21 protein-coding genes and 1 pseudogene are annotated in these 25,139 nt (G+C 67.2%); 8 read left to right on the top strand and 14 right to left on the bottom strand.

Annotation, left to right across the window (positions count from 1 at the left end; translation table 11 throughout):
- Positions 1-44 precede the first annotated feature (44 nt).
- From ABQ039_RS05055 to grxC, 3 genes are all read right to left on the bottom strand, one after another.
- Positions 45-1,052, bottom strand: a complete 1,008-nt coding sequence (locus tag ABQ039_RS05055; protein ID WP_005998180.1) for an isocitrate dehydrogenase — start codon at positions 1,050-1,052, stop codon at positions 45-47.
- 347 nt (positions 1,053-1,399) lie between these two features.
- On the bottom strand, positions 1,400-1,795 hold the full coding sequence (locus tag ABQ039_RS05050; protein WP_046345833.1) for a carboxymuconolactone decarboxylase family protein: 396 nt from the start codon (positions 1,793-1,795) through the stop codon (positions 1,400-1,402).
- The gene (grxC, locus tag ABQ039_RS05045) at positions 1,792-2,100 is read right to left on the bottom strand and encodes a glutaredoxin 3 (protein WP_349778580.1); all 309 of its coding nucleotides are present in this window, start codon (positions 2,098-2,100) and stop codon (positions 1,792-1,794) included. The genes ABQ039_RS05050 and grxC overlap by 4 nt, the downstream gene beginning before the upstream one ends.
- A gap of 88 nt (positions 2,101-2,188) precedes the next feature.
- Here grxC and ABQ039_RS05040 point away from each other — a divergent pair, with 88 nt between their 5' ends.
- The 8 genes from ABQ039_RS05040 to lpxH all read left to right on the top strand — a co-directional run bounded on the left by ABQ039_RS05040 (position 2,189) and on the right by lpxH (position 12,750).
- Positions 2,189-3,895, top strand: a complete 1,707-nt coding sequence (locus ABQ039_RS05040) for a M48 family metalloprotease (RefSeq protein WP_081008497.1) — start codon at positions 2,189-2,191, stop codon at positions 3,893-3,895.
- 174 nt (positions 3,896-4,069) lie between these two features.
- On the top strand, positions 4,070-4,759 hold the full coding sequence (gene phoB, locus ABQ039_RS05035) for a phosphate regulon transcriptional regulator PhoB (protein WP_002806631.1): 690 nt from the start codon (positions 4,070-4,072) through the stop codon (positions 4,757-4,759).
- A gap of 77 nt (positions 4,760-4,836) precedes the next feature.
- Positions 4,837-6,165, top strand: a complete 1,329-nt coding sequence (gene phoR, locus ABQ039_RS05030; RefSeq protein ID WP_016902237.1) for a phosphate regulon sensor histidine kinase PhoR — start codon at positions 4,837-4,839, stop codon at positions 6,163-6,165.
- A 122-nt stretch (positions 6,166-6,287) separates the two neighbouring features.
- Positions 6,288-8,390, top strand: a complete 2,103-nt coding sequence (ppk1, locus tag ABQ039_RS05025) for a polyphosphate kinase 1 (protein ID WP_024938416.1) — start codon at positions 6,288-6,290, stop codon at positions 8,388-8,390.
- Between the two features lie 63 nt (positions 8,391-8,453).
- Positions 8,454-9,974 carry an exopolyphosphatase gene (gene ppx / locus ABQ039_RS05020; protein WP_024938415.1) on the top strand — a complete coding sequence of 507 codons (1,521 nt, stop codon included), beginning with the start codon at positions 8,454-8,456 and terminating at the stop codon, positions 9,972-9,974.
- 216 nt (positions 9,975-10,190) lie between these two features.
- Positions 10,191-11,327 (top strand): glycosyltransferase family 1 protein, encoded by a 1,137-nt coding sequence (locus ABQ039_RS05015; RefSeq protein ID WP_047128239.1) that lies wholly within the window; start codon positions 10,191-10,193, stop codon positions 11,325-11,327.
- On the top strand, positions 11,308-11,850 hold the full coding sequence (locus ABQ039_RS05010) for a phosphatase PAP2 family protein (protein WP_024938413.1): 543 nt from the start codon (positions 11,308-11,310) through the stop codon (positions 11,848-11,850). Before ABQ039_RS05015 ends, ABQ039_RS05010 begins: the two co-directional genes overlap by 20 nt.
- Before the next feature lie 156 nt (positions 11,851-12,006).
- Positions 12,007-12,750: a UDP-2,3-diacylglucosamine diphosphatase gene (lpxH, locus tag ABQ039_RS05005; protein WP_016902232.1), complete on the top strand. Its 744-nt coding sequence runs from the start codon at positions 12,007-12,009 to the stop codon at positions 12,748-12,750.
- Positions 12,751-12,990: 240 nt separating this feature from the next.
- On the opposite strand, the gene ABQ039_RS05000 is transcribed toward lpxH, so the two are convergent.
- From ABQ039_RS05000 to ABQ039_RS04950, 11 genes and pseudogenes are all read right to left on the bottom strand, one after another.
- Positions 12,991-13,410: a hypothetical protein gene (locus ABQ039_RS05000; RefSeq protein ID WP_102255759.1), complete on the bottom strand. Its 420-nt coding sequence runs from the start codon at positions 13,408-13,410 to the stop codon at positions 12,991-12,993.
- A 135-nt stretch (positions 13,411-13,545) separates the two neighbouring features.
- Positions 13,546-14,799, bottom strand: a complete 1,254-nt coding sequence (locus ABQ039_RS04995) for a zinc-dependent metalloprotease (protein WP_349778579.1) — start codon at positions 14,797-14,799, stop codon at positions 13,546-13,548.
- A gap of 456 nt (positions 14,800-15,255) precedes the next feature.
- Positions 15,256-16,059 carry a ferritin-like domain-containing protein gene (locus ABQ039_RS04990; protein WP_167708522.1) on the bottom strand — a complete coding sequence of 268 codons (804 nt, stop codon included), beginning with the start codon at positions 16,057-16,059 and terminating at the stop codon, positions 15,256-15,258.
- 266 nt (positions 16,060-16,325) lie between these two features.
- The gene (gene purF, locus ABQ039_RS04985) at positions 16,326-17,792 is read right to left on the bottom strand and encodes an amidophosphoribosyltransferase (RefSeq protein ID WP_016902228.1); all 1,467 of its coding nucleotides are present in this window, start codon (positions 17,790-17,792) and stop codon (positions 16,326-16,328) included.
- A gap of 30 nt (positions 17,793-17,822) precedes the next feature.
- On the bottom strand, positions 17,823-18,569 hold the full coding sequence (locus ABQ039_RS04980) for a CvpA family protein (protein ID WP_016902227.1): 747 nt from the start codon (positions 18,567-18,569) through the stop codon (positions 17,823-17,825).
- Between the two features lie 224 nt (positions 18,570-18,793).
- Entirely contained in the window at positions 18,794-19,861 is a 1,068-nt protein-coding gene (locus ABQ039_RS04975; protein WP_349778578.1) for an SPOR domain-containing protein, read from the bottom strand.
- A 59-nt stretch (positions 19,862-19,920) separates the two neighbouring features.
- Complete coding sequence (folC, locus tag ABQ039_RS04970; RefSeq protein WP_102255757.1) at positions 19,921-21,213, bottom strand: bifunctional tetrahydrofolate synthase/dihydrofolate synthase; 1,293 nt, start codon at positions 21,211-21,213, stop codon at positions 19,921-19,923.
- A 150-nt stretch (positions 21,214-21,363) separates the two neighbouring features.
- Positions 21,364-21,909, bottom strand: a complete 546-nt coding sequence (locus ABQ039_RS04965; protein ID WP_374057857.1) for a hypothetical protein — start codon at positions 21,907-21,909, stop codon at positions 21,364-21,366.
- Between the two features lie 53 nt (positions 21,910-21,962).
- On the bottom strand, positions 21,963-22,607 hold the full coding sequence (locus ABQ039_RS04960; protein ID WP_016902223.1) for a histidine phosphatase family protein: 645 nt from the start codon (positions 22,605-22,607) through the stop codon (positions 21,963-21,965).
- A gap of 91 nt (positions 22,608-22,698) precedes the next feature.
- A pseudogene (locus ABQ039_RS04955) lies at positions 22,699-22,899 on the bottom strand (S46 family peptidase); the annotation flags it as partial.
- Between the two features lie 3 nt (positions 22,900-22,902).
- A complete protein-coding gene (locus tag ABQ039_RS04950) occupies positions 22,903-24,984 on the bottom strand; it encodes a phosphocholine-specific phospholipase C (protein WP_349778577.1) in 2,082 nt (693 codons plus the stop codon).
- Between the last annotated feature and the right edge of the window lie 155 nt (positions 24,985-25,139).

Here is a 25,139-nt window from a genome sequence, read left to right as displayed (position 1 = left end):
AAAAGGGCGCCTGGACGCCCTTTTTTTTGCTGTCGCCGCGTCGCTCAGAGGCGGCTGGCGATGGCCTTGGCAAAGCCCATGGTGTTGCCGGTGCCGCCCAGGTCGGGGGTCAGCGAATCCTTGGCTTCCAGGGTGGCCACGATCGCTTCGCGCAGGCGCTCGGCGTTCTGCGGCTGACCGATGTGGTCCAGCATCTGCGCAGCACCCAGCAGCAGCGCGCACGGGTTGGCCTTGCCCTGCCCTGCGATGTCCGGCGCCGAGCCGTGCACGGCTTCGAAGATCGCCGCGTCCACACCGATGTTGGCGCCCGGGGCCAGGCCCAGGCCGCCGACCAGACCGGCGCACAGATCGGAGATGATGTCGCCGAACAGGTTGGTGGTCACGATGATGTCGAACTGCTCAGGACGCATCACCAGCTGCATGCAGGTGTTGTCGACGATCATTTCCTGGAATTCGATTTCCGGGTACTGCGTGGCCACATCGCGTGCCACCTTCAGGAACAGGCCCGAGGTCGACTTGATGATGTTGGCCTTGTGCACCGCGGTGACCTTCTTGCGGCCGGTGGCGCGCGCCAGGTCGAAGGCGTAGCGCACGATGCGCTCGGAGCCCTTGCGGGTGACGCGGGCGCCGGAGAACGCGGTCTCGCCGTCTTCGGACACGGTCTGGCCTTCGCTCAGGTAGGCGCCTTCGGTGTTCTCACGCACCGTGATCAGGTCCACGCCATCGGCGAAACGCGACTTGGTGTTGGGGAACGACTTGGCCGGACGCACGTTGGCGTACAGGTCGAACTTGCGACGCATGGCGACGTTGATCGAGCTGAAGCCCTCGCCGACCGGGGTGGTCAGCGGGCTTTTCAGGGCCACCTTGTTCTTGGTGATCGAGGCCAGGGTGGACTCGGGCAGCAGATCGCCGTGCTTTTCCAGCGCGACCAGGCCAGCGTCGGCGTACTCGTAGGTCAGGCCAGCCTGCAGCGCGTCGAGCACGAACAGCGTGGCATCCATGATCTCCGGGCCGATACCGTCGCCGCGGATGACCGTGATTGTCTGCGTCATAACGTTGGGTTTCCGAACTTGAAGGGGGGAGCGCCAGCCGCAATACCCGGCAGAGCGGCGCAAGGAGGTTTCACAGGCAATTATGCCCGATGCCGGTGAAGGCGCCCAAACCGACCTTGGTCTAAGAGCCCCCGGATGCACACAGCGGCCATTCGGTGCAGCGAACGGCCGCGCGTACCACCGCCTGCAGGCACAACTTCGGTGCAGCTGTCTGAAAGCACCTGCCGTCCCAGCCAGCGGCCGGTTCCCAAATGGGACCACCTCAACGCAAAGCCGCCAACAACAGGCGGCACGTGCCCTCGCCCGCCGTTACGAATCCGAATCCCGAATCACCACTCCCGCCCCAATCACCCGTGCGCGTGCTGCTCCGGTGCCGGGGCGCCGCCGTCGAGCTGGTCGAGGAAGTCCACCGCGCGACGCAGATGCGGGATGACGATGGAGCCGCCGACCACCAGGCCGACCGAGAAGGTTTCGAAGAATTCCTCGCGGGTCACGCCGGCCTCCTTGCACTGGGCGACGTGGTAGCTGATGCAGTCGTCGCAGCGCAGCACCATCGAGGCGACCAGGCCGAGCAGTTCCTTGGTCTTCACATCCAGCGCGCCCGCCTGGTAGGTCTGGGTGTCCAGCGCAAAGAACCGGCGCACCACCTGGTTGGGCTCGGCCAGGATGCGCTGGTTCATGCGCTGGCGGAATTCGGTGAACTCGCGCAGCCGGTCGTCGCTGCCGCTGCCGGTCTCGCTCATGACTGGCCGCCTGTGTTGCCGGCCAGCAAGGGCTCGAGCTTGCCGGCCCGGTGCATCGCCATCATGTCGTCGTAGCCGCCCACATGGACGTCGCCGACAAAGATCTGCGGCACGCTGGTGCGCTTGGCCAGCGCAACCATCTTGTTGCGCTCGGCCGGGTCCAGGTCGATGCGCACCTCGGTCCAGGTCCGGCCCTTGCTCTTGAGGAAGTTCTTGGCCGCCACGCAGTACGGGCAGATCGCGGAGGAATACAGGGTGATCTGCGGGCCGCTGGCCGCGTCCTGCACGTTGGTATCTTGGCTCACGGGAAACTCCGTGGTTGGTCTGAGGTCTGACAATGGTACCGGGCGACTGGAATTTCCATGTCGTCACCGCAACACTGTGGATTAACCGCTGATTCACGCCATCGCGCCGTGCTGCCCGCATGCTCCGCGCACCACCTGGGAGTTCCACTTGCGCCTGCTACCGCTCGCCACCGCCCTCACGCTGGCCGTTGCCATCGGGGTGGCACCCGCGCAGGAAAACCGCCTGCCCGACATCGGCTCGTCTGCCGGCGAGCTGCTGACCCCGGCGCGCCAGGCCGAGTACGGCAAGATGATGCTGGCCGAGTTGCGCAATTACGACTACGTGCTGGACGACCCGCTGATCACCGACTGGCTGCAGACCATGGGCACCCGGCTCGGCGCCAACAGCGACCAGCCGCAGCAGCCATTCACGTTTTTCATGCTGCGCGACCGCCAGATCAACGCCTTCGCCACGCTGGGCGGCTATATTGCGGTCAATGCCGGGCTGGTGTTGACCGCCGAGCGCGAGGACGAGGTGGCAGCGGTGCTGTCGCACGAAATCGCCCACGTCACCCAGCAGCATGTGCTGCGCGGGGTGGAACGGGCGCAGCGCGACCAGATCCCGATCCTGCTCGGCATGCTGGCGGCGGTGGTCGCCGCGCAACAGGCCGGCGGCAATTCCAAGGGCGATGCCACCATGGCCGGCATCACCAGTGCGATGGGGCTGATGCAGCAGCGCCAGATCGACTACACCCGCTCCAACGAATCCGAGGCCGACCGGCTGGGCATCCGCACGCTGGTGCGCAGCGGCTACGACGTGGATGCGATGGCCGGCTTCTTCGAGCGCATGTCGGTGGCGATGCGCGCCAACGAAGGCGGCTACAGCGCGCCGGACTTTCTGCAGACCCACCCGGTCACGGTCACCCGCATCAGCGAGGCCAAGGCGCGCGCCGAGCAGATGAAGAAGAACACCGTGGTGCTGACCACCTCGGTGCCGGGCGGCACGCGCCAGGAACGGGTGGACCCGGCCGACCCGTCGCTGTCCGAACCGCTGAGCCGCAACGGCAACGCACTGCTGCCGTATGCGCTGCGGCTGCCGGTGGATGCGCTGAGCCGCAGCGGCGACCAGCAGAACTTCGACTGGGCCAAGGAACGCCTGCGCGTGCTCAGCGCCACCACGCCGGATGCGGCCATCCGCGAATACGAGACCCTGCGCCGCAGTGCCAAGCACGGCCTGACCGATGCGCAGCGCTACGGGCTGGCGCTGGCACGCCTGCGCAACAGCGGCGGCCGGCCCAGTGAACCGGTGGCCGAACTGACCAGCCTGCTGGAAACGCACCCCGACAACCTGTGGCTGACGCTGGGGCTGAGCGAGGCGCAGGCGCGGGTGGGCCAGCGCGAGGTAGCCAATGCGCGTTTCGACGCGCTGCTCAAGCAACTGCCGAACAACCGCGCGGTGGCGCTGACCTATGCCGGCGCGCTCAACGAGCAGGCCAGCAAGGAGTCCGGCCAGCGCGCGCGCCAGGTGCTGGAGCCGCTCCTGCATCGCAGCAGCGAAGATCCCCTGTTGCAACAGACCTACGCGCGCGCCTGCGAGCTGTCCGGCGACCATCTGCGCGCCAGCGAGGCCTATGCCGAAGCTGCGTACTTGAACGGACGCCCGGAACAGGCGCTGATCCAGCTGGAAGCGCTGAAGAAGAAAGATCTCGACTATGTGACACGGGCGCGTGTGGACGCACGCATCGCGGCGATCACGCCGACCGTGCTGGAGCTGCGCCGGCAAGGCATCCGCGACCCGGATCTGTCGACGCGCTAGCGCATGTGACGGTTGGCGCAGCGGTCATTTAGGTGTGTGCCGAGGGGTTCAGCACCGCGCCTGCCAGTGGCACAGGCCGCTTTGACCACGGCGGCAGCCCTCAGGCATGTCACATTAGAGTCACAAAACCGTAGTCTACTGGCGATCAACCTAAAGCCAGACGGTAAGCCCCGCGTGCAAAAACGCATTCTGATCGTCGACGACGAACCCGCGATTCGCGACATGGTGGCGTTCGCGCTGCGCAAAGGCGAGTTCGAACCCATCCATGCCGGCGATGCCCGCGAGGCGCAGACCGCCATCGCCGACCGCGTGCCGGACCTGATCCTGCTGGACTGGATGTTGCCAGGCACCAGCGGGCTGGATCTGGCACGGCGCTGGCGCAAGGAACAGCTGACCCGCGAGATTCCGATCATCATGCTGACCGCGCGCGGCGAAGAGAACGACCGCGTCGGTGGCCTGGAAGCCGGGGTCGACGATTACGTGGTCAAGCCGTTCTCGGCGCGCGAGCTGCTGGCGCGCATCCGTGCGGTGATGCGCCGCACCCGCGAGGACGACGAGGACGGCAGCGTGGCCGTGGGCCGCCTGCGCATCGACGGTGCCGCGCACCGGGTGTTTGCCGGCGATGCGCCGGTGCCGATCGGCCCGACCGAATACCGCCTGCTGCACTTTTTCATGACACATCCCGAGCGCGTGTATACCCGCACCCAGCTGCTGGATCATGTCTGGGGCGGCAGCGTGTATGTGGAAGAACGCACCATCGACGTGCACATCCGCCGCCTGCGCAAGACGCTGGAACCGTTCGGCCTGGAAAACATGGTGCAGACCGTGCGTGGCTCGGGCTACCGTTTCTCTTCGGCAACCTAGTGGTTGCCGCACAGCCGGTCGGCCCTGCCGCTGGGCTGGCTCGCACGCCCACCTGACGCTCCGTGGTAACGCCTTCCATGCCTCAACATATCCGTTCCGCCTGGCTCAAGACGCTCGGCACTCTCGCTCTGTTGCTGGGCGCTGCCGTGCTGGTCGGCGTGCTGATCGAGCATGTGTGGATGGCGTTGACGCTGACCGCGCTGGGGGTGCTGGCCTGGCATTACTGGCGGCTGCGCCAGGTGCTGCAGCGCCTGACCGCGCGCCAGCGTGCCGAGCCCGCCGCCGGGATCGGCGCCTGGAACGAGCTGGATCGCCTGCTCTATCGCAGCCAGGCCGAAATGCGCGGGCGCAAGCGTCGCCTGATCGAGATGCTGCGCACCTACCGCGCCGCCGCGCAGGCGCTGCCGGATGCGGTGGTGGTGGTGGATCGCAACAGCCAGCGCGTGCAGTGGTTCAACCGGGCCGCGGGCGGACTGCTGGGGCTGCATCATCCGGGCGACATGGGCGTGTCGGTGGTGGAGCGGTTGCAGCCGTTGCCGCTGGCGCACTGGCTGGCCGCCGGCCGCAACGCCGAGCCCATGCTCGACGCCGCCTCGCCGGTGGATCCGGACCTGCGCCTGAACCTGCGCCTGATCCCCTATTCCGACGATTACTGGCTGCTGGTGGCGCGCGATGTCAGCAAGCTGCTGCGGCTGGAGCAGGTGCGCCGCGACTTCGTGGCCAACGTCTCGCACGAGCTGCGCACGCCATTGACGGTAGTACACGGCTACCTGGACATGCTCGATCCGGAAGACTTTCCCGATTCGGGCCCGATGCTGGCCGAGATGCGCAAGCAGTCGCAGCGCATGGCGCAGCTGGTCGAAGACCTGCTGACGCTGTCGCGGCTGGAATCGCAGGAAGAACTCGGCGAGGAACACGTGGCGATGGCGCCGATGCTGTCGACGCTGCGCCGCGAGGCCGAAGCGCACAGCCAGGGCCGCCACACCGTGGAAGTGTTCGACGAGGCCGGCGTGGACCTGCTCGGCTCCAACAAGGAATTGCATAGCGCCTTCTCCAACCTGGTCACCAACGCGGTGCGCTACACGCCCGGCGGCGGCACGGTGACGATCCGCTTCGTGCGCGAAGGCGATGGCGCTGCCCTGGCGGTGCGCGACACCGGCTACGGCATTCCCGCCTCGCATCTGCCGCGCATCACCGAGCGCTTCTATCGCGTCTCCAGCAGCCGCTCGCGCGAGAGCGGCGGCACCGGGCTGGGGCTGTCGATCGTCAAGCACATCCTGGGACTGCACCAGGCGCGTCTGGAAATCGAAAGCGAAGTCGGACGCGGGAGCGAATTCTCATGCCATTTTGTCGCTGCGCGCGTCGTGCAGCGCGATCAGTCCCTGCCACTGTCACGTTCGGCGTGATATGTAAGAGGTGCGCGCCGCACCGCGGTGCGATGCACGCGCGCATGACGCGCCACATCGCCTGCGCTGCCTCTGGCGCGCTGCCACGCCGCACACCATCTCCGTCTTGATGACCGATTCCAATGGGCCACGCCAAAGAACTGCACGACGTCACACCTTCCGAGGACATCGCCACCGATCCGTTGCGCGATCCGGCGCTGTACATCAACCGGGAACTGTCGCAGCTGGACTTCAATTTCCGGGTGCTGGCACAGGCGTTGGACGAGCAGGTGCCATTGCTGGAACGGCTGCGGTTCCTGTGCATTTCCTGCACCAACCTGGATGAATTCTTCGAGATCCGCGCCGCCACCGTGCGGCATGCGCAGGAGTTCGGCCTGCCGCCGGCACCGGATGGCCTGAGCCCGACCGCCATCCTCAACGCGGTGCACGACCGCGCCGCCAAGCTGGTCGAACAGCAGTACCACGCATGGAATGAAGTGCTGCGCCCGGCGATGGAAGATGCCGGCGTGGCCGTGCTCAGCCGCACGGCCTGGACCTCGCGTCAGAAGCGCTGGCTGCGGGCGTACTTCCGCAACGAGATCATGCCGGTGCTGTCGCCGCTGGGGCTGGACCCGGCGCATCCGTTTCCGAAGATCCTCAACAAGACCTTGAACATCGTGGTGGTGCTGGAGGGCCAGGACGCGTTCGGGCGCGCCGGTCATCTGGCCATCGTGCGTGCGCCGCGCTCGTTGCCGCGCATCATCCAGCTGCCGGCGAGCCTGTCGCCGGAGGGCGCGCAGAGCTTCGTGTTCCTGTCCTCGGTGCTGTCCGAGTTCGTCGACGAGCTGTTCCCCGGCATGCAGGTCAAGGGCTCGTATCAGTTCCGCGTCACCCGCAACTCCGAGCTGGTGGTGGACGAGGAAGAAGTCGAGAACCTGGCGCTGGCCTTGCGCGACGAGCTGGTCACCCGTGGCTATCGCCCGGCGGTGCGCCTGGAGATCGCGCACGACTGCCCGGCGCCGATCATGCGCACCCTGCTGCAGAACTTCGGCCTGAACGAAAACGCGGTGTACCGCATCGTCGGGCCGGTCAACCTGAGCCGCGTCACCCAGGTCTACGATCTGGTGCAGCGCCCCGAACTGAAGTATCCGTTGTTCAATCCGCGCACCCTGCGCGACAACGACGGCATCTTCGAGATCGTCAGCAAGGGCGATGTGCTGCTGCATCACCCCTTCGATGCGTTCACCGCGGTGCTGGACGTGATCCGCCAGGCTGCGGTCGACCCGAACGTGCTGGCGATCAAGCAGACGCTGTACCGCACCGGCAAGGACTCGCTGATCGTCGATGCGCTGATCCTTGCCGCGCGCAACGGCAAGGACGTCACCGTGGTGGTGGAGCTGCGCGCGCGCTTCGACGAAGAGGCCAACCTGGGCCTGGCCGACAAGCTGCAGGAAGCCGGCGTGCAGGTGGTGTACGGCGTGGTCGGCTTCAAGACGCACGCCAAGATGCTGCTGATCGTGCGCCGCGAGGGACGCAAGCTCAAACGCTATGTGCATCTGGGCACCGGCAACTACCACAGCGGCACCGCGCGCCTGTATACCGACATCAGCCTGATCACCGCGGATGTGGAAATCGGCAACGACGTGCACATGCTGTTCCAGCAATTGTCCGGGCTGGCCCCGCGCATGAAGCTGGAGCAGTTGCTGCAGTCGCCCTTCACCCTGCACGCCGGCGTGCTGAAGCGGATCGAGCGCGAAACGCGGCTGGCCCGCAACGGCCGCCCGGGCCGCATCATCGCCAAGATGAATGCCCTCAACGAGCCGCAGGTCGTGCGTGCGCTGTATACCGCCTCGCAAGCCGGTGTGCAGATCGACCTGATCGTGCGCGGCGCCTGCACGCTGCGCCCGGGCGTTCCCGGCGTGTCCGACAATATCCGCGTGCGCTCGATCGTGGGGCGTTTTCTGGAACATAGCCGCGTGTACTGGTTCGGCAACGATGGCGCGGCAGAGTTGTATTGCGCGAGCGCCGATTGGCTGGAGCGCAACCTGCTGCGGCGCGTGGAGACCTGCTTCCCGATCCTGGACCCGGATCTGGCCAAGCGCGTCTACCGCGAAGTGCTGCAGAACTACCTGGACGACAACGTCAACGCCTGGGAGCTGGATGCCGACGGCGTCTATCACAAACGCCTACCGGGCCCTGGCGAGCCGGCCCATTCGGCCCAGATGACTTTGCTCGAGCGGATCTGAAAGCGGCGCGGGCACGGCCCCTCACGGGGCCAACGGCCCATCGGCTACCATGCGCCCATGCCAATGCCCTCCCCCACGATCCCGCCCCTGCGCGATGGCGATTTCCTCGCCGCCATCGACCTAGGATCCAACAGCTTCCACATGGTCATTGCGCGCTACCTGATGGGTCAGCTGCGCGTGGTCGATCGCCTGCGCGAAACCGTGCGCATGGCCGACGGCCTGGATGGCAAGGGTGGCCTCTCCAACGAAGCGCGCCAGCGCGCGCTCGAATGCCTGGCGCGCTTCGGCCAGCGTATCCGGGAAGTGCCGTCGTTGCGCGTACGCGCGCTGGCCACCAACACGGTGCGTCAGCTGCGCTCGCCGCAGGCGTTCCTGATGCCGGCCGAAACCGCGCTCGGGCATGCGATCGAAGTCGTCAGCGGACGCGAGGAAGCGCGCCTGATCTATCTCGGCGTTGCGCATGCGCAACCGCCCAAGCCCGATCAACGCCGGCTGGTGATCGACATCGGCGGCGGCTCGACCGAGTTCATCATCGGCCGCGGATTCCAGACCCTGGAACGCGAGTCCCTGCAGGCCGGCTGCATCGCCAGCACGCGCCGCTTCTTTCCCGGCGGCAAGCTGTCGAAGAAGAAATGGAAGGATGCACTGACCGAGATCGGCACCGAATTCCAGCAGTTCGCCAATCAGTACAAGGCGCTGGGCTGGCACGAGGCGATCGGCTCGTCCGGCACGCACAAGGCCATCGGCGAGATCTGTGCGGCGATGAAGCTCACCAAGGGCGCAATCACCGCCGAGGCGCTGCCGGCGCTGCGCGATGAACTGCTCAAGGCCAAGCGCATCGAGGATATCCAGTTGCCCGGCCTGGCCGCCGAGCGGCGGCCAATCATCGCCGGCGGCATCCTGGTGCTGGAAGCGGCGTTCCAGGCCCTGGGGCTGGAGAAGCTGATGGTCAGCAAGGCGGCGATGCGCGAAGGCATCCTCTACGACATGCTCGGCCGCGGCGGCGAGAACGACCCGCGCGACAGCTCGGTGGCTTCGCTGGTGCAGCGCTACGGCATCGACGAAGTGCAGGCGCAGCGCGTGGAAGCCACTGCCTGCCGGCTGTTCGACCAGGTCTGCGAATCCTGGCAACTGGATGGCGACGACGCGCAGGTGTTGCGCCGCGCTGCGCGCCTGCACGAGCTGGGCCTGATCATCGCGCACAGCCAGTATCACGTGCACGGCAGCTACATCCTGGAGCACTCGGACATCGCCGGTTTCTCGCGCCAGGAGCAGCAGGTGCTGGCATCGCTGGTGCGCACGCACCGGCGCAACGTGCCCAAGACCGCGTTCGATGCGCTGCCGGACCGCCTGCTGCTGCCCACCCGACGCAAGGCCGCGCTGCTGCGGCTGGCGGTGCTGCTGCATCGCGCCCACGAATCGGACCCGATTCCGACCCTGGAACTCACCGCCGATGACACCCGCCTGTCGTTGATCCTGTCGCAAAGCTGGATCGACTCGCGCCCGCTGCTGCGCGCCGACCTGATCGGCGAAGTCGAGAGCATGGCCGGGCTGGGGATCGCGTTCAAACCGTTTGTGACCTGAGGCCTGCGGCCTCAGGCGGGATTTGGGATTCGGGATTCGGGATTCGTTGACCGCGGCACGTGATGTATCGCGTATTCGCCCAGATGCGTGAAGACCGCTTTTGCGAATCTCTAATCCCGAATTCCTAATCCCGTCGCACTTGTCACCACCGCGACTTATCCGCGCAACATCCATGCCATCGCCCTCCCGGAAGCTAGCGAAAACCGGAGAACGGGCATGCGCTACGCGATCGTTACCGAAACCTATCCCCCCGAAGTCAACGGTGTTGCGCTGACCGTGCACGGGCTGGAAACCGGCCTGCGCGCACGCGGACACCAGGTGGACGTGGTGCGTCCACGGCAGAGCGGCGATACCGATGCGGCCACCGCCCTGCTGGTGCGCGGCGCATCGCTGCCGCGCTACCCGGGCCTGAAATTCGGGTTGCCGGCAACCCAACGCCTCGTTCGTCATTGGCAAATCACGCAACCGGATGCGGTCTATGTGGCCACGGAAGGCCCGTTGGGCTGGTCGGCGATGCGTGCCGCACGCCGGCTCGGTATTCCGGTCGCCACCGGCTTCCATACCCGCTTTGACGAGTACCTGCCCGACTACGGTGCCGCCTGGCTGCAGGGCACTGCGCTGCGCTGGATGCGCCGCTTCCACAATCAGGCCGAGGCCACCCTGGTGCCCACGCGCGAGCTGCAGCAGTTCCTGCGCGACGGCGGCTTCCAGCGCGTGCAGTTGCTGGCACGCGCGGTGGACAGCCAGCAGTTCGATCCGGCCCGGCGCGATCCGGCCTTGCGTGCCGAATGGGGCATCGAGGGCGAAGGCTTCGCCGCGATCTATGTCGGACGTATCGCCAACGAGAAGAACCTGCCGCTGGCGATTCGCGCCTTCCGCAAGCTGCAGCAGATCCGCCCGAAGGCGCGCTTCGTCTGGGTGGGCGATGGCCCGGCACGCGAAAAAATCGCGCACGAGAATCCGGACTTCATCTTCTGCGGCATCCAGCGCGGCGAGGCGCTGGCGCGCCACTTCGCCAGCGGCGATCTGTTCCTGTTCCCCAGCCGCAGCGAGACCTTCGGCAACGTGACCCTGGAGGCGATGGCCAGTGGTGTGGCCACCGTGGCCTTCGACTACGGCGCCGCACGCGAGTATCTGCGCAGCGGCCACAGCGGTGCGGCAGTGGAGAACGACGAGGCGTTCATCCAGGCGGCCGTCGCACTCACCAACGACGATGCGATGCGCCAGCGCCAGGGTGCGGCGGCCGCACAGGCGATGAAGAAACTGCATCCGGACAACGTGGTCTCCGACTTCGAGGCCTTGCTGATGGGCATCACTGCGGCACGGGGGCGTTATGTCGGCAACGCGGCTTGAACTTCTGCGCGGTCACGAAGCGCGCTGGTGCCGGCGCGCCAACCACTGGTGCCGTCGCCACCCGGTGCGGCGCGCATTCGCCACCATCAGCCGGCTCGGCGATGGGGTGTTCTGGTACAGCCTGATGGGTTTGCTGGTGCTGCTCGACGGCATGGACGGCGTGCGCGCATCTGCGCACATGGCCGCCACCGGCGTGCTCGCGCTGACCTTGTACAAATCGCTCAAGCGCTGGACGCGTCGGCCACGCCCGTACGCGGCCGACGTGCGCATCCGCGCCTGGGTGGCGCCGCTGGACGAGTTCAGTTTTCCGTCCGGCCACACCTTGCACGCGGTGTCCTTCAGCATCGTGGCACTGGCCTACTACCCGTGGCTGGCGCCCCTGCTGGTGCCGTTCTCGGCCGGCGTGGCGCTATCGCGCGTGGTGCTGGGCCTGCACTATCCCAGCGATGTCCTCGCTGCCACTGCGATCGGCGTGCTGCTGGCCAGCCTGTCGCTGTGGGGATTGCCGGTGTTGTTGGGGTAAGGAGCAAGCCCTGTCATCGCTGCGTTGGCCCGACCAGGCCAGCGATCCTCTCGTTGCCGCAGCCAGCCGTTCACCCGGCACTCGCTCCGCGATGCAGCGCTCCACCGATTCCCCATTCCCGATTCCCGTCCCGCGCTCCCGCCGTACAATGGCGCGATGACGACCCTGTTCATTTCCGACCTGCATCTGGATCCGGCCCGGCCGGCGATCACCGAGCTGTTTCTGGACTTCCTGCGCACGCAGGTGCCCGGTAGCGACGCGCTCTACATCCTTGGCGATCTGTTCGAAGCCTGGATCGGCGATGACACGCCATCGACCGCTGCCGATGCGGTGGCCGTGGCGCTGCATGCGGTGGCCGATAGCGGCGTGCCGGTGTTCTTCATGCCGGGCAACCGCGACTTCCTGGTCGGCGAGGCGTATGCGCAACGCGCGGGCTTCCGCATCCTGCCCGACCCCACCGTGGTCGATCTGTACGGGCATCCGACCTTGCTGATGCATGGCGATCTGCTGTGCACCGACGACACCGCCTACCAGGCGTTCCGTGCGCAAACGCGCGATCCGGTCTTTCAGGCGCAGTTCCTGGCGCAGCCGCTGGCCGCGCGGGTGGCCTTCGCGCAGCAGGCGCGCGCTGCCAGCCAGGCGCGTCATGCAGAACTCAAGCAGGGCGACCAATCGCGCTTCGAGACCGTCACCGATGTCACCCCGGCCGAGGTGGAGGCCACCTTCGTGCGGTATGGCCTGGATCGCCTGATCCATGGTCACACCCATCGCCCTGCAATCCACACCCTGCAGGCCGGCGGCCAGACCTGCACACGCATCGTGCTGGGCGACTGGTACGAACAAGGCTCGGTGTTGCATGTGGATGCCGACGGCGTGTCGCTGGAGCAGTTGCCGCTTTAACGTGGCTGTCAGCAGCTAGCGAGCGGCCAGCTCGGCGCAGGCCGCTCGCCTGGCACCCGTTTGCAAGCGACAGACCGCGATGGGCACATGGAGGTGAGCGCCGTGGTTTCGAGATCATGCCTGCGCGCCCTCGGTGTGCTGTTCACCCGTGCTGGAATGCAGCTTGACGCGTTGTCGGCACGCCTGATCGCGCCAGCCTGCTGATACGTAACCGCGCGGTCCATGCAGTCTCCAGACGCATCACTGCATGCTGCGCGCATGCTCGGCGTAGTCGACAAAGTCGCCATTGACTATGTCGTACCAGAGCACCGTGCCATCGGCCTGCACGCGGAACCGATCGCGCACCGGGTTGGTCTGCGGATCGCCGGGGCACTCGTTTCCATGCCGCTCGCGCACTGCGAAGTCGAACGCATCCGCTGCGGGCTCAGCGTCGTCTTCGTCGACGATGCTGATGCAGTTGTCCGGATAGAAATGGTCGTTCTGCAGGCGGGTTTCCAGCACATCCAGCGCGCGGGCGCGGGCATCGTTGGCGGTCGTGGCTGCCGGCGCGGACACCGCCGGTTTGGGTGGCGCAGGGGCCGGGTCGGCAGGTTGCTGTTTGCAGCCGGCAACTGCCAGCGCGACCAGGCACAGCGCCGCATAACGCAGGGACTTGGACATGGGTGCTCCGCTTCGCAGGACACGCCGGCAGCTGCCGGCAGTGCCTCTAGTCTGCGCGATCACTGCGCCTGCGTGTAGCGGCAAAGGCCCGGCACCTGCGTGCCGGGCCCGACGACGGAACGATCGGCTTGGTACTCAGCGGAAGCCGGCGATGGTGGCCTTGGTGTTGACCAGCACGCGCTGATTGTCGGCGGTGCTGGCGTTGCCCATGGGCACGCCGTTGTAGCTGATGTTGGGGTTGGACCAGTAGTTCAGGCGCGGGCAGCTGCTGCTGCAGTCGTAGGCCATGATGGTGCGCCAGCTGTTGCCGTAGCGATAACCGTGCCCGTAGGCATATGGCGAGGTGCTGGGGTCGTTGGTGGCGTCGTGACGGGCGCTCTGCAGATGGCCGATTTCATGCGCGAAGCTGTAATAGCCGGTGGCGCAATCCCAGTACACCGAGGCAAACGCGGTCGCTGCGGTGGAGCCGATGCCCGATGCCAGGCCGCAGTAACTGCTGTTGTTCAACACGATCACGCCCACGTCGGCGGTATAGGTGTTGCGGCTGGTGTGGATGCTGTCCATGTAACCGTCGTTGGTTACGCGGAAGCGCTGCAGGTCGGTGGTGAAATTGCCGGTTTCGCTGTAGCTGGTGGTCTCGTAACGCGCCAGCTGCAAGGTGATGCCGACATTGCTGTTGATGTAGCCCTGGTTGGCCTCGGCCACTGCCAGTTGCACCAGCGACTGCATGTTGCCGCCGTAGGCGGTCACCGCCTGATTGGTGGCCACTACCAGCACGCGGATGGTCGCCGGGCTGCCCGACGATGCGGCGGCCGCGGTGACGCGCCCGTCGCTGGGCATGTCGATCTTCGGCAGCAGGCTGTATTCGGCCGGGTGTTCCTGCGGCAGGCGGCTTTCTTCCACCTGCACCAGCACGTGGCGGCCATCGGCGAGCGGCCGCAGCCGATACAGCTTGCCGGCGTAACGGATGGTGCCGGTGACCGTATCGCCGCTGCGCACCAGGATGGCCGAGTTCAGCGGATCCACGCCCGACAGCGTACGTGCGCGGGTGCCGGCGCGCGGGCCAAGATTGCCGTACCACACGCTATCGCCGCCTTCCAACGCATCGACCTTGGCCTGGGTGGCGGTGATGGTCTGGCCGTCCAGCTGCAGTTCCAGCAGCTTTTCCGAAGCGGTGACGGCACCGGCGTCGAGCTGGACCACCTGCGCGTTGGCGGTGGACGGTGCGCTGAGCAGGCGCTGCAACGAGGGTTCGGCAGCGGCGGTGGCGCTTGCGCTGCGGCTCAGCGCAGGGCCGGATTGATACAGCGGCTTGCCGGCAGCGGCGGCCGAACCGGCCAGACACATGGCGATCAGACCCACCGTGGTGCACATCGACTTCGACTTCATCGTCTCTCTCTCCTTAGACATGGAAGTAACGGATGTGAAACACCGGGCCCCTGCCCCGGGACGCCATTAAGGCGCGCCGGGCCGTGCCGATTGCAAGTTGTTACAAAAGAAAATTACAGTTTTGTGATGTCTGCCGTTGAATGGATGCGATTCCGGCAGCTGCGCGGCAGGACGCAGCGCACAGTCCGGTGATCGAAGGCGCGTTACCGCGCAGGTGGCCTGTCGCGTTTGGCGGTAGCCGGCGCGGGGCACGACGTCACGACGAAGGGATGCGATGCGCATCGCCCCAGTGCGCTGCGATCGCTCTGCCGCGCAATGCGCTCGGTACTTCATGAGCGAGGCTGCAAGGCGCCTCACCCAGCGTGGCGTCGGTGCGAGCCAACTCGATATCTGCTCCGCAAATGGCGATCAACAGATCGCGCACTGCAGCCCGCCCGCGCATTCACCACCGGCGGCTCAGCCCGCCTGCTCCACCAGATCGGCCAGTTCGTCCTCATCGAAGCCGGCAAGCAGCCGCGCCTGCAGATTGAACGGGCCATGCAGGTAACCACCGGCGTACTCGTGCAGCAGCGCCTTGAAGCGCGCGCGCGGCTCGATGCCGGCCTGCGCGCAATACCAGCGGTACCAGCGCGAGCCGGCCGCCACATGCGCCACCTCTTCGCGCAGGATGGTGTCCAGCACCTCGGCAGTGGCGGTATCGCCGAGCGAGCGCAGCTTGACGATCATCGCCGGTGTCACATCCAGCCCGCGCGCTTCCAGCACGCGCGGCACCAGCGCCATGCGTGCCAGGCCGTCATGTGCGGTTTTCTCGCACATTTCCCACAGGCCGTTGTGCGCGGCGAAGTCGCCGTAGTCGTGGTCGTGCGCATGCAATCGCGCGCGCAGCAGCATGAAGTGGCGCGATTCGTCGTCGGCCACGCCAACCCAGTCGGCATAGAACGCCGCCGGCAAACCACGGAAGCGATACACCGCATCCCAGGCCAGGTCGATGGCGTTGAGCTCGATATGCGCGATGGCGTGGATAAAGGCGGCGCGGCCTTCCGGGTTGCCCAGCCCGCGCCGCGGCACCTCGCGCGGATGCACCAGCACCGGCCTTGCAGGTCGGCCAGGCATGCGGATCGGCTCCGGAGGCGCCGCCTGCGGCGGTGGCAACGGCAACGCACCGGCGCGGAACGCGGCCGCATGTCGCTGCGTCAACGCGACCTTCTCCAGCGGATCGGCCGCTTGCAGGCAGGCGTATGCGGCTTGCAGAAGATCCATCGTGTCCATCACTCCATCGTTGCGGTAGCCGCCAGATCGACAACTGGCGCGCTTCGATCTGCAGCGGCGATCAAGACCCCACGCAGCCGTCGCAGATGCGGTCTGCGAACAACCAGCGGTTGGCTCCACTATCGAACCAGCGCAGCGCACCCGCCTGTCGATCGGCAGCAATCAAATCGCGCGATCGCCACGCAGGTACTCCTGCGTGGCACCGCGGCGCTAGGCCATGTCTGGGTAGTGCCGAGCTGCAGCGCTACCGCACAGCCTCACGCGCGGCGACGCTTCTTGGCATCGTCCGAGCGCAATTGCTGGATGCGTTCGAAATAGCCCGGTTCGATGCCGGTGATGTACTCGCCGTTGAAGCACGAGGAATCGAACTGCTGGATGTCCGGGTTGCCTTCGCGCACGGCCACTTCCAGGTCTTCCAGATCCTGGTAGATCAGCCAGTCGCAGCCCAAAAATTCCTGGATTTCCAGCTCGCTGCGGCCATGCGCGATGAGTTCTTCGGCGGCCGGCATGTCGATGCCGTAGATATTGGGATAACGCACCGGCGGCGCGGCCGAGGCCAGATACACCTTGCGCGCACCGGCATCGCGCGCCATCTGCACGATCTGCCGGCTGGTGGTGCCGCGCACGATCGAATCGTCGACCAGCAGCACCACGCGGTTGCGGAACTCCAGGTGGATCGGATTGAGCTTGCGCCGCACCGATTTCTGCCGCTCGCCCTGCCCCGGCATGATGAAGGTCCGGCCCACGTAGCGATTCTTGACGAAGCCCTCGCGGTACTTCACCCCGAGCACGTTGGACATCTCCAGCGCCACATCGCGCGAGGTGTCCGGGATCGGAATGATGGTGTCGATATCGTGGTCCGGGCGCAGCCGCAGGATCTTCTCGCCCAGCTTCAGGCCCATGCGCATGCGCGCCTTGTGCACCGAGATGTTGTCGATCATCGAGTCGGGACGCGCGAAGTACACGTACTCGAAGATGCACGGCGCGTTGACGGTCGGCGCAGCGCAGACTTCCGAAAACAGCTCGCCGCGCGCGGTGATCACCATCGCCTCGCCGGGGCGCACGTCGCGCACGCGCTGGTAGCCGAGGATGTCCAGCGCGGCCGATTCGGAGGAGACGATGTATTCGGTGCCTTCGGCATGCTCGCGCTTGCCCAGCACCAGCGGACGGATGCCATGCGGGTCGCGGAAGGCCACCAGGCCCAGGCCCAGCACCACGCTGACCACCGCATAGCCGCCCTTGCAACGGCGGTGCACGCCGGCCACCGCGCGGATCGCCGCCTCGGGGGTGAGCATGCGCTGCGCGTCCAGCTCGTAGGCGAACACGTTCAGCAGCACTTCGCTGTCCGAATCGGTGTTGATGTTGCGGCGGTCGGCTTCGAAGACCTGCTGGCGCAAGGCCTCGGTGTTGATCAGGTTGCCGTTGTGCGCCAGCGCGATACCGTAGGGCGAGTTGACGTAGAACGGCTGCGCCTCGTCCATGCCTTCCGAGCCTGCGGTCGGGTAGCGGCAATGCGCGATGCCGACCCGGCCTTCCAGCACCGCCATCTTCTTTTCGTCGAAGACGTCGCGTACCAGCCCGTTGGCCTTTTGCACACGCAGGCGCGTGCCGTCTGCGGTGGCGATGCCTGCGGCGTCCTGCCCACGATGCTGCAGGACGGTCAGGCCGTCATAGAGCTGCCCGGCGACGTTCTGGTTGCCGACAATACCGACGATGCCACACATGGTGCGCGTTCTCCGCTACGGCTTGCGCCGTTACTGTGAAGGGGGCCGTGCCTGGCCTTGGGACTCGACCCGAGCCGGGTCGCTTTCTCCGCCGCGAACCTGCGCCGGATCGATATTGGCCGGCATCGCCTGCGCCGGATCGCGTCCGTCGCTGGCGGCTTTACCGGGTTGCCCGAGCGCACGCGTGATGGTGTCGCTCAGACCGGACCCGGACAGCGCCTTGCCCAGGTCCGTATTATCGCCTGCCGAGGGCAACTTCCCCAACTCCGTTGGCAAGTTGCCGAGTTCCATCGATGGCATGTCCATCGACGGCATCCGCCAGGCCGGCAGTTGCGCCCGCATCCAGCTCGCGCCCGGCGACAGCATCGGCATCAGCATCGACTGGCGCCAGGACGGCTCGCGCGGCAGCGGCGTGAAGCTCATCAGCAGCACCAGCACGCTGGCCAGAAAACCGCCGCGCACCAGACCCAGGCCGAACCCGAGCATGCGGTCCATCCCGCCCAGGCGCACCGCATCCACCCCGGCACGGATCACCATGCCGATCACTGCCACGGTGATCAGCACGCCCACGAACACCATCGCGTAGCCGCCAAACGATTCGGTGGCCGACGGATGCTTGCCGTCGGCGATCCAGCGTGCGGCCGGGCCGCCGAACTGGAATGTCGCCCAGCCGGCCAGCAACCACGACAGCGTGCCGACCACGATGGCGACAAATCCGCGCAGCAGGCCCAACAGGGCCGACACCAGGATGATGACGCCCAGCACCATGTCGATCATTACCCACTTCTCCGCGCGACGCGCGCGCCGCTGGTCCAACCTGGCTCGGTGTTCATTGCGCTCCCCTCCATGGGTGTGAGGCGATCAGGAAATCCGCTCGCCGCTGGCGATACCACGCAAGCGGCGATCGGGCGGGCTGCGGACGAGCCGCACTGCGCGTAGCGAACCAACCGTCATGCCGATCTCCGGCATGTACCGCGCCCGCCGGTTGGCGGCGCAGTCGTTTACGGATGCGGACGCACCATGCCGGAAATGCCGACCTTGGCCGCCACCTGCGCACGCAACTGTTCGGCATCGCCACGGTTGGCCACCGGGCCGACCCGCACGCGGTTAAGCGCGCCCTTGTCGGTCCGCACCTGTTCGACGAAGGCACTGAAACCGGCGGCGCGCACGCGGTCGCGCAAGGCGTCGGCGTCTTCGGCGCGCCCGAAGGCGCCCAGCTGCACCGCAAAGCCGACCGAACTGGCCGCAGGCGCTGCCGGCGCGGCGGGCGCCGCGACGGCCGGCTTGGTCGGCTCGGGCTTGGCCGGCTCCGTTTTCGCCACCTCCGGCTTGACCGGAGCGGGCTTGGGCGCTTCGGCCGGCTTGGGCGCGGCGGCCACCGGCTTGGCCGGTTCTGGCGGCAGGCTTTCGGTCTTGGTCGGTGCGGCGGTGCTGGCGGCGGCCACGCTGCTGCTGGGTTTTGCGGCCGGGGCCGGCGTCGGTGTACTGGCTGCAGGCGCTGGCGCGGCGGCATTGGCATCCAGCGTCACCACCTGGGCGTTGACGTCGCTGCGCACCTTTACCGCCTGCAGGCGCGCCGATTCGGCCTGCGCCTGGTCGACATACGGCCCCACGCGCACGCGCCAGGCCGGGCGGCCGTTGATCTGGGTCTTTTCGCTGAAGCCGGGCAGCTGCGCCTGCTTGAGCCGCGCCAGCACCGCGTCGGCGTCGGCGCTGGTGGCGTAGGCGCCGAAGTTGACCGCGTAGTTGCCGGCCGCCACCTCAGGCGCCGACGGCGCGCTGGACGGGTTGGCCAGATCGGCCGCGTCCGGGTTGTCCTGCACCGCAGCCGGCGCCGAGGCGGCGCCGCGCATGCCCAGCGCGCCACCGGCAGGCGCATCGCCCGGGGTGACCAGCGGCAATTCGCGGGTTTCGAACTGGCCATTGGCCGGTGCGGCAGGCGCCTCCAGCGGCACATCGGCCACGCCGCTCGACGGCGCAGGGCCCTTGACCAGCATCGGCAGGAAGATCACGGCAAGCGCCACCAGAACGATGGCGCCAATCAGTCGCTGTTTCAGAGCAGTATCCACGTAGAGAGACGAGAGGCGGCGTGGCGGGGTGCCGCGGCGATTATAAGGCCGCGGCCGGGCTACCGACCCGGGTGGACTGAACGAAGTGCGCTTAGGGCGTCGGCAACGGTATGAAACGAGCCGAACACCAGCACCCGATCGCCCGGTGAGGCCTGCGCCAGCACCGCGCGCAGTGCGCCCGCCACATCGCCGTGGCAGGCCGCCTGCGCTGCGGCACTGCCCTGCAGACGGGCCTGCAAGGCCTGCGCCGACTGCCCCCGCGCACCGTCCAGCCCGGCCAGGGCCCAATGGTCGACCTGCGCGCCCACCGCCTCCACCACGCCCAGCACATCCTTGTCCGCCAGTGCGGCGTAGATCGCATGGGTGCGGCCGGTGTGCGCCTGCGCGCCCAGCGCATCGGCCAGCGCGCGCGCGGCCTGCGGGTTATGGCCGACATCCAGCAGCACCTGCACGCCATCGATGTCGCTGCGCTGCAGGCGCCCGGCCACCCGTGCATTGGCAATGCCCTGCGCCCAGGCGGCATCGGGCAGTTCCACCGGCAAGGCCTGCAACGCGGCGATCGCCGCGGCGGCGTTGGCCAGTTGCGCCGGCGCCTGCAAGGCCGGCATCGGCAGCTCCAGGGTCACCGCAACATCGCGCCAGCGCCACTGCGGCGCGTCCGGGTGCTGCGCCTCGATCGGCTCGAAGAAATAGTCGCTGCCGGCGCGGATCGCATTGGCGCCCAACTGGTAGGCCCGCCGCAACACGCTCGACGGCGGGTCGATTTCGCCCAGCACCACCGGCTTCCAGGCGCGGATGATGCCGGCCTTCTCGGTGCCGATCGCCTCGCGGTCTTCGCCCAGCCAATCGGTGTGGTCGATATCCACGGTGGTAATCACCGCCACATCCGAATCAATGATGTTGACCGCGTCCAGGCGCCCGCCCAGGCCGATTTCCAGCACCGCCAGGTCCAGCCCGGAGCGCTGCAGCAGCCACAGCGCCGCCAGCGTGCCGTATTCGAAATACGTCAGCGCGGTCTGGCCACGCGCCGCCTCGACGGCGGCAAAGGCGTCCACCAGTTGCGCGTCGCCGGCCTCGTTGCCGTCGATGCGCACGCGCTCGTTGTAGCGCAGCAGATGCGGCGAGGTGTAGCTGCCCACCTTCCAGCCGGCGGCCTGCGCGATCGCCTCGATAAAGGCCACGGTGGAGCCTTTGCCATTGGTGCCGCCTACGACAATGACATGCCTTGCTGGCGCTTCAATCTGCAACCGCACAGCGACCTCGCGCACGCGCTCCAGGCCCATGGCGATGTTCTGCGGATGCTGCTGCTCGATGTAGGCGAGCCAGTCGGAGAGGGAGTCGGTTGCGTTCACGGTCAGGGCTGCGCGAGAAGAAGCGCATTATCGCCGTTTGCCGGCGCGCAGCGCATATCACCAGGCACGCCGGCAGATCGCGCACCGTCGCATGGGCCGACAGGGTGCGCGCGCCTCAGCCAGCAACTGGAGGAGCGCTGTCGCCCGCAGTCAGGGGACATCGGAAATGGACGCAATGCGCATGCCCAACACGGAGCGTTGACCGCGCAACAGCACCGAGACGCGCTGCTCGGGATGACGCCGATATTGCGCTTCGTCGATGCACAGATGGCCCGGAAAACGATGCGCGAGCGGCCCGCCACTCAACCGGTATTTGCACGCTCGCGCGCCGGGCATGGCGGCGGTCTGCATCACATGCGTCTCTTCGAAATCGACGCCGGCGATGCGGGTGTAGACCCAGGGCCCACCTCTGGCCAGCACCAGCCAGCACAGCAATCCCAAGAGCGGCGGCGCCAGGCAGAGCGCCAGCACGGTGTTGAAAAGCTGCTTGCCAACGACCGCCTTCCACCCGCCGATGCGATAGGCCGGCGCGACGATCGATACCGTCAGACCGCTTCCCAGCAGCACCATCGGCGCTATCCAGGCCCGACCGGACAGGAAAGGCGCGGGAATGAAGTCGGAGAACGCTCCCAGCGCCGACAGGCCGGACACGCTGCCAAAAACAGCGTAGCGAAGCGCCCTGGGCCACCTGGCAATTGTGCCGATATCACAGGCCACGGTCTCATCCAGCGTCCGTGCCGGGCGTTGTCTTACAGCGCCCGATGCTTGGCTTCACCAAAAAACGGCGTGTGGTGCGCGCAGTCGTTGAGCCGCACCACTTCCAGGTGATCCACGTCCTCGCCTTCGAGCAGGTTGAGCGTGGTCGGTGCCTGGCGAAAGGTCCACAGCCGGGACAGCGGCAGGCCCAGGATCTTGCACAGGATCACGCGGTTGACCGCATCGTGCGCGACCACCAGCAAGGTATCGGCCGCGCCCAGGCCTTCGGCCGCGCGCGCCAGGCCGCGCCAGCTGCGGTCCAGCACCTGCCGCAGGGACTCGCCGCCGGGCATCAGCACGGTATCGGGCTCGTCGCGCCAGGCGCGCAGACGTGCCGGATCCTTGTCGTTGATCTCGCTGGCCAGCAGGCCTTCCCATTCGCCGTGGGCGATTTCCTGCAGGTCCGCATCGGTCTGCAGCAGGCTTTCGCGGTTGCTGCCCAGCGCCAGCCTGGCGGTGGCCTGCGCACGCGACAGCGGCGATGCCACCGCGCGGGTGATCTCCAACGATTGCAGACGCGCGCCGAGGGCAGCGGCCTGGCCTTCGCCGACCGGCGACAGCGGGATATCGATCTGGCCCTGGTAACGGCCTTCGGCGTTCCACGGCGTCTCGCCGTGACGGGCAAGCAGGATGCGCATGCGCGAGGGATTCCTTGGGGAAGGGGCCGGCTCGCCGCAGCGAAACGGGAGCGCATGATAACCCCTCCCGCTGCGGCGCCGGCCGCCCGCGTCAGCACACGCCGAATTCCGGCAACAGCTGCGATGCGGGGCGACTCCGGCATGACCCAGCGCAAATACCGGCTATCCACGGCGATCGTGCGGGTCATCGCCGGATCGAAGATCCCGTTGTAGCCCACCGACGCTGGGTTGCCGTCGAGGCCAGAACAACCCGCCTCCCCTGCGCGTCCATCACCGGTGCGCCCCCGGCGCCAGCTCAGGCGCGCCCGAATGCCGGATCGCTGCGGCTGGGCCTGCCGGTCTCCAGATGCCCGGCCAGGCGGCGGCGGAATGCCGCGCCCGGCTGTTCCAGCACAACGTCGTACCAGTGATCGCTGGCAGCAAGCGCCAGACGCACGGTCTGGCGCTGACCTGCAGCCAGGTGCAGCGCGCGCGCGGTCGGGTCTGCGTAGTCCAGCGCGCGCAGTTGCAGCGTGCACGGCTGCTGCCCGGCATTGCCGATGTCCAGCACCAGCGCCTCGCCGTCCTGCCGCGCCTCCAACCATGGCGCAGCCGATTGCGTCCCGGCCGCAGCGAGGTCGCCGGCGAATTCGCGCAGGAAGCCATTGGGTCCATGCACGCTCAGCGCATAGGTACCGTTGTGCGCAGCGCCGACCGGCACATCGTCGAGGCGGGTGCCGGGCAATACGGTGTAGTACCACGGGCCCCCACTCGCAGCGCTGGTGTAGACGTTGAACGCGGCTGCCGCAGCGCCGCTGTTGACGAACTGCAGCTGCACGCCGCCGTCGCCCTGCTCGCGCGCATGCACCTGCAAGGCATACGGCAACGCGCGCGCCGGACGTTGTCCCGGCTCCTGCCGCGGCATGCCGGCCTTGGCCGGCGGCACCGGTAGCGGCTTGTTGCGCACCGCGGCGGTGCGCGCGCGGTAGTCGTCGACCGACGGCAATGCGCGCAGTGCCGAATCGTCCGGCTTGCGGAAATCGAACACGCTGGTCAGATCGCCACTGACCGCGCGACGCCACGGGCTGATGTTGGGTTCGGCCACACCGAAGCGGCGTTCCAGCAAGCGCAGCACCGAGGTGTGATCGAACACCTGCGAATTGACCCAGCCGCCACGCGTCCAGGGCGAGATCACCAGCATCGGCACGCGGATGCCCAGCCCCATCGGCACACCTTCGTAGACCTCCCCGCGCGTATCGACATTGCTGCGCCCCATGCGCGCATCCAAAGCCGGCAGCGCTGCGGGAACGTGATCGAAGAAGCCATCGTTCTCGTCGTAGTTGATGATCAGCGCGGTCTTCGCCCACACCTGCGGATTGGCGGTGAGCGCATCGATCAGGCGCGCCACCAGCGATTCGCCATAGGCCGGCGGCGCTTCCGGATGCTCGCAGTACGCGGTGGGCGGCACGATCCAGGACACCTGCGGCAAGCGATCGGCCTGCACGTCGGCGGCGATTGCGGCGACCAGATGATCGGCCTGCGTGGTGGCGGCATTGTCTGCAGTGGACCCGGGCACGCAGGCACGTGCGCGTCGATAGCGTTCGTCGCTTGGGTGCAGATCGCGGTAGTGCGAAAAATATGCCAGCGAGTTGCAGCCGAAGTTGTCGTACTCCTGGTATACGCGCCAGTCCACGCCTGCGGCCTGCAGGCGCTGCGCATAGGTGGTCCAGTCCATCGCAGCGTAGCCGGGCTTGTCGCGCGCCATGTCGGCGGTCCAGTTGCCGTCGTCGGCATTGGTCACCGCCTGCGCGCCGAGATTGCCCACGCTCGGGCCGCTGGTGCCGGTGAACAGGTACATGCGATTGGGATTGGTCGGCCCGTGCAGCGAACAGAAATAGCCATCGCAAATGGTGAACGCATCGGCCAGTGCGTGGTAGTACGGGATGTCGTGACGCTGGAAATATCCCATCGTCAATTCGCCCTTGTACGGCACCCAGGCGTCGTACTCGGCCCAGCGCGCCGGGTCCTGCCCGTGGCCGGCTTTCCACGAGTGATCCAGGCTCTTGATCAACGGCGCACAGGTGTCTTGCGAATCGAAGGCGAACGGCAGCAGGCGACGACCATCGGCGGCCGGCTGGCTCCATACCGGGTGACCGTCGCGCAGCTGCAACGGGCGCGGATCGCCGAAGCCGCGCACGCCGCGCAGCGCACCGAAGTAATGATCGAAGGAGCGGTTTTCCTGCATCAGGATCACCACGTGTTCGATGTCGCGCAGCGTGCCGGTGCGCGAGTTGGCCGGCAGCGCGAGTGCGCGGCCGATCGAGGACGGCATGGCGCCGGCGGCGGTCAGCGCGGCGACGCGCTTGAGGAAATCGCGGCGCGAGGGGGAGGACGTCATGGCTACGGAACCTGCAGGAAATACGTGTACATCGCCGCGCAGTGCGGCTGGGTACGACACGTATAGCGGGCAAGCACGACAGTTTTGCGACAGCCACCGTCATCAATGTTTCATACGTCGTTGACACCCTGCGTCGCGAAACGCCGGTCCTGCAC

Source organism: Xanthomonas sp. WHRI 6108, from assembly GCF_040202385.2.
Taxonomy (GTDB): domain Bacteria; phylum Pseudomonadota; class Gammaproteobacteria; order Xanthomonadales; family Xanthomonadaceae; genus Xanthomonas; species Xanthomonas arboricola.
The sequence above is the reverse complement of the archived record's forward strand: the minus strand, read 5'-3'. Positions and strand labels throughout refer to the sequence as shown.

Excerpts from the sequence above, each read along its gene's own strand:
- ABQ039_RS05055 (WP_005998180.1), bottom strand. The coding sequence starts at position 1,052 with ATGACGCAGACAATCACGGTCATCCGCGGCGACGGTATCGGCCCGGAG.
- ABQ039_RS05050 (WP_046345833.1), bottom strand. The coding sequence starts at position 1,795 with ATGAGCGAGACCGGCAGCGGCAGCGACGACCGGCTGCGCGAGTTCACC.
- phoR (WP_016902237.1), top strand. The coding sequence starts at position 4,837 with ATGCCTCAACATATCCGTTCCGCCTGGCTCAAGACGCTCGGCACTCTC.
- ppk1 (WP_024938416.1), top strand. The coding sequence starts at position 6,288 with ATGGGCCACGCCAAAGAACTGCACGACGTCACACCTTCCGAGGACATC.
- ppx (WP_024938415.1), top strand. The coding sequence starts at position 8,454 with ATGCCCTCCCCCACGATCCCGCCCCTGCGCGATGGCGATTTCCTCGCC.
- ABQ039_RS05015 (WP_047128239.1), top strand. The coding sequence starts at position 10,191 with ATGCGCTACGCGATCGTTACCGAAACCTATCCCCCCGAAGTCAACGGT.
- ABQ039_RS05010 (WP_024938413.1), top strand. The coding sequence starts at position 11,308 with ATGTCGGCAACGCGGCTTGAACTTCTGCGCGGTCACGAAGCGCGCTGG.
- lpxH (WP_016902232.1), top strand. The coding sequence starts at position 12,007 with ATGACGACCCTGTTCATTTCCGACCTGCATCTGGATCCGGCCCGGCCG.
- ABQ039_RS05000 (WP_102255759.1), bottom strand. The coding sequence starts at position 13,410 with ATGTCCAAGTCCCTGCGTTATGCGGCGCTGTGCCTGGTCGCGCTGGCA.
- ABQ039_RS04995 (WP_349778579.1), bottom strand. The coding sequence starts at position 14,799 with ATGAAGTCGAAGTCGATGTGCACCACGGTGGGTCTGATCGCCATGTGT.
- ABQ039_RS04990 (WP_167708522.1), bottom strand. The coding sequence starts at position 16,059 with ATGGATCTTCTGCAAGCCGCATACGCCTGCCTGCAAGCGGCCGATCCG.
- purF (WP_016902228.1), bottom strand. The coding sequence starts at position 17,792 with ATGTGTGGCATCGTCGGTATTGTCGGCAACCAGAACGTCGCCGGGCAG.
- ABQ039_RS04980 (WP_016902227.1), bottom strand. The coding sequence starts at position 18,569 with ATGATCGACATGGTGCTGGGCGTCATCATCCTGGTGTCGGCCCTGTTG.
- ABQ039_RS04960 (WP_016902223.1), bottom strand. The coding sequence starts at position 22,607 with ATGCGCATCCTGCTTGCCCGTCACGGCGAGACGCCGTGGAACGCCGAA.
- ABQ039_RS04950 (WP_349778577.1), bottom strand. The coding sequence starts at position 24,984 with ATGACGTCCTCCCCCTCGCGCCGCGATTTCCTCAAGCGCGTCGCCGCG.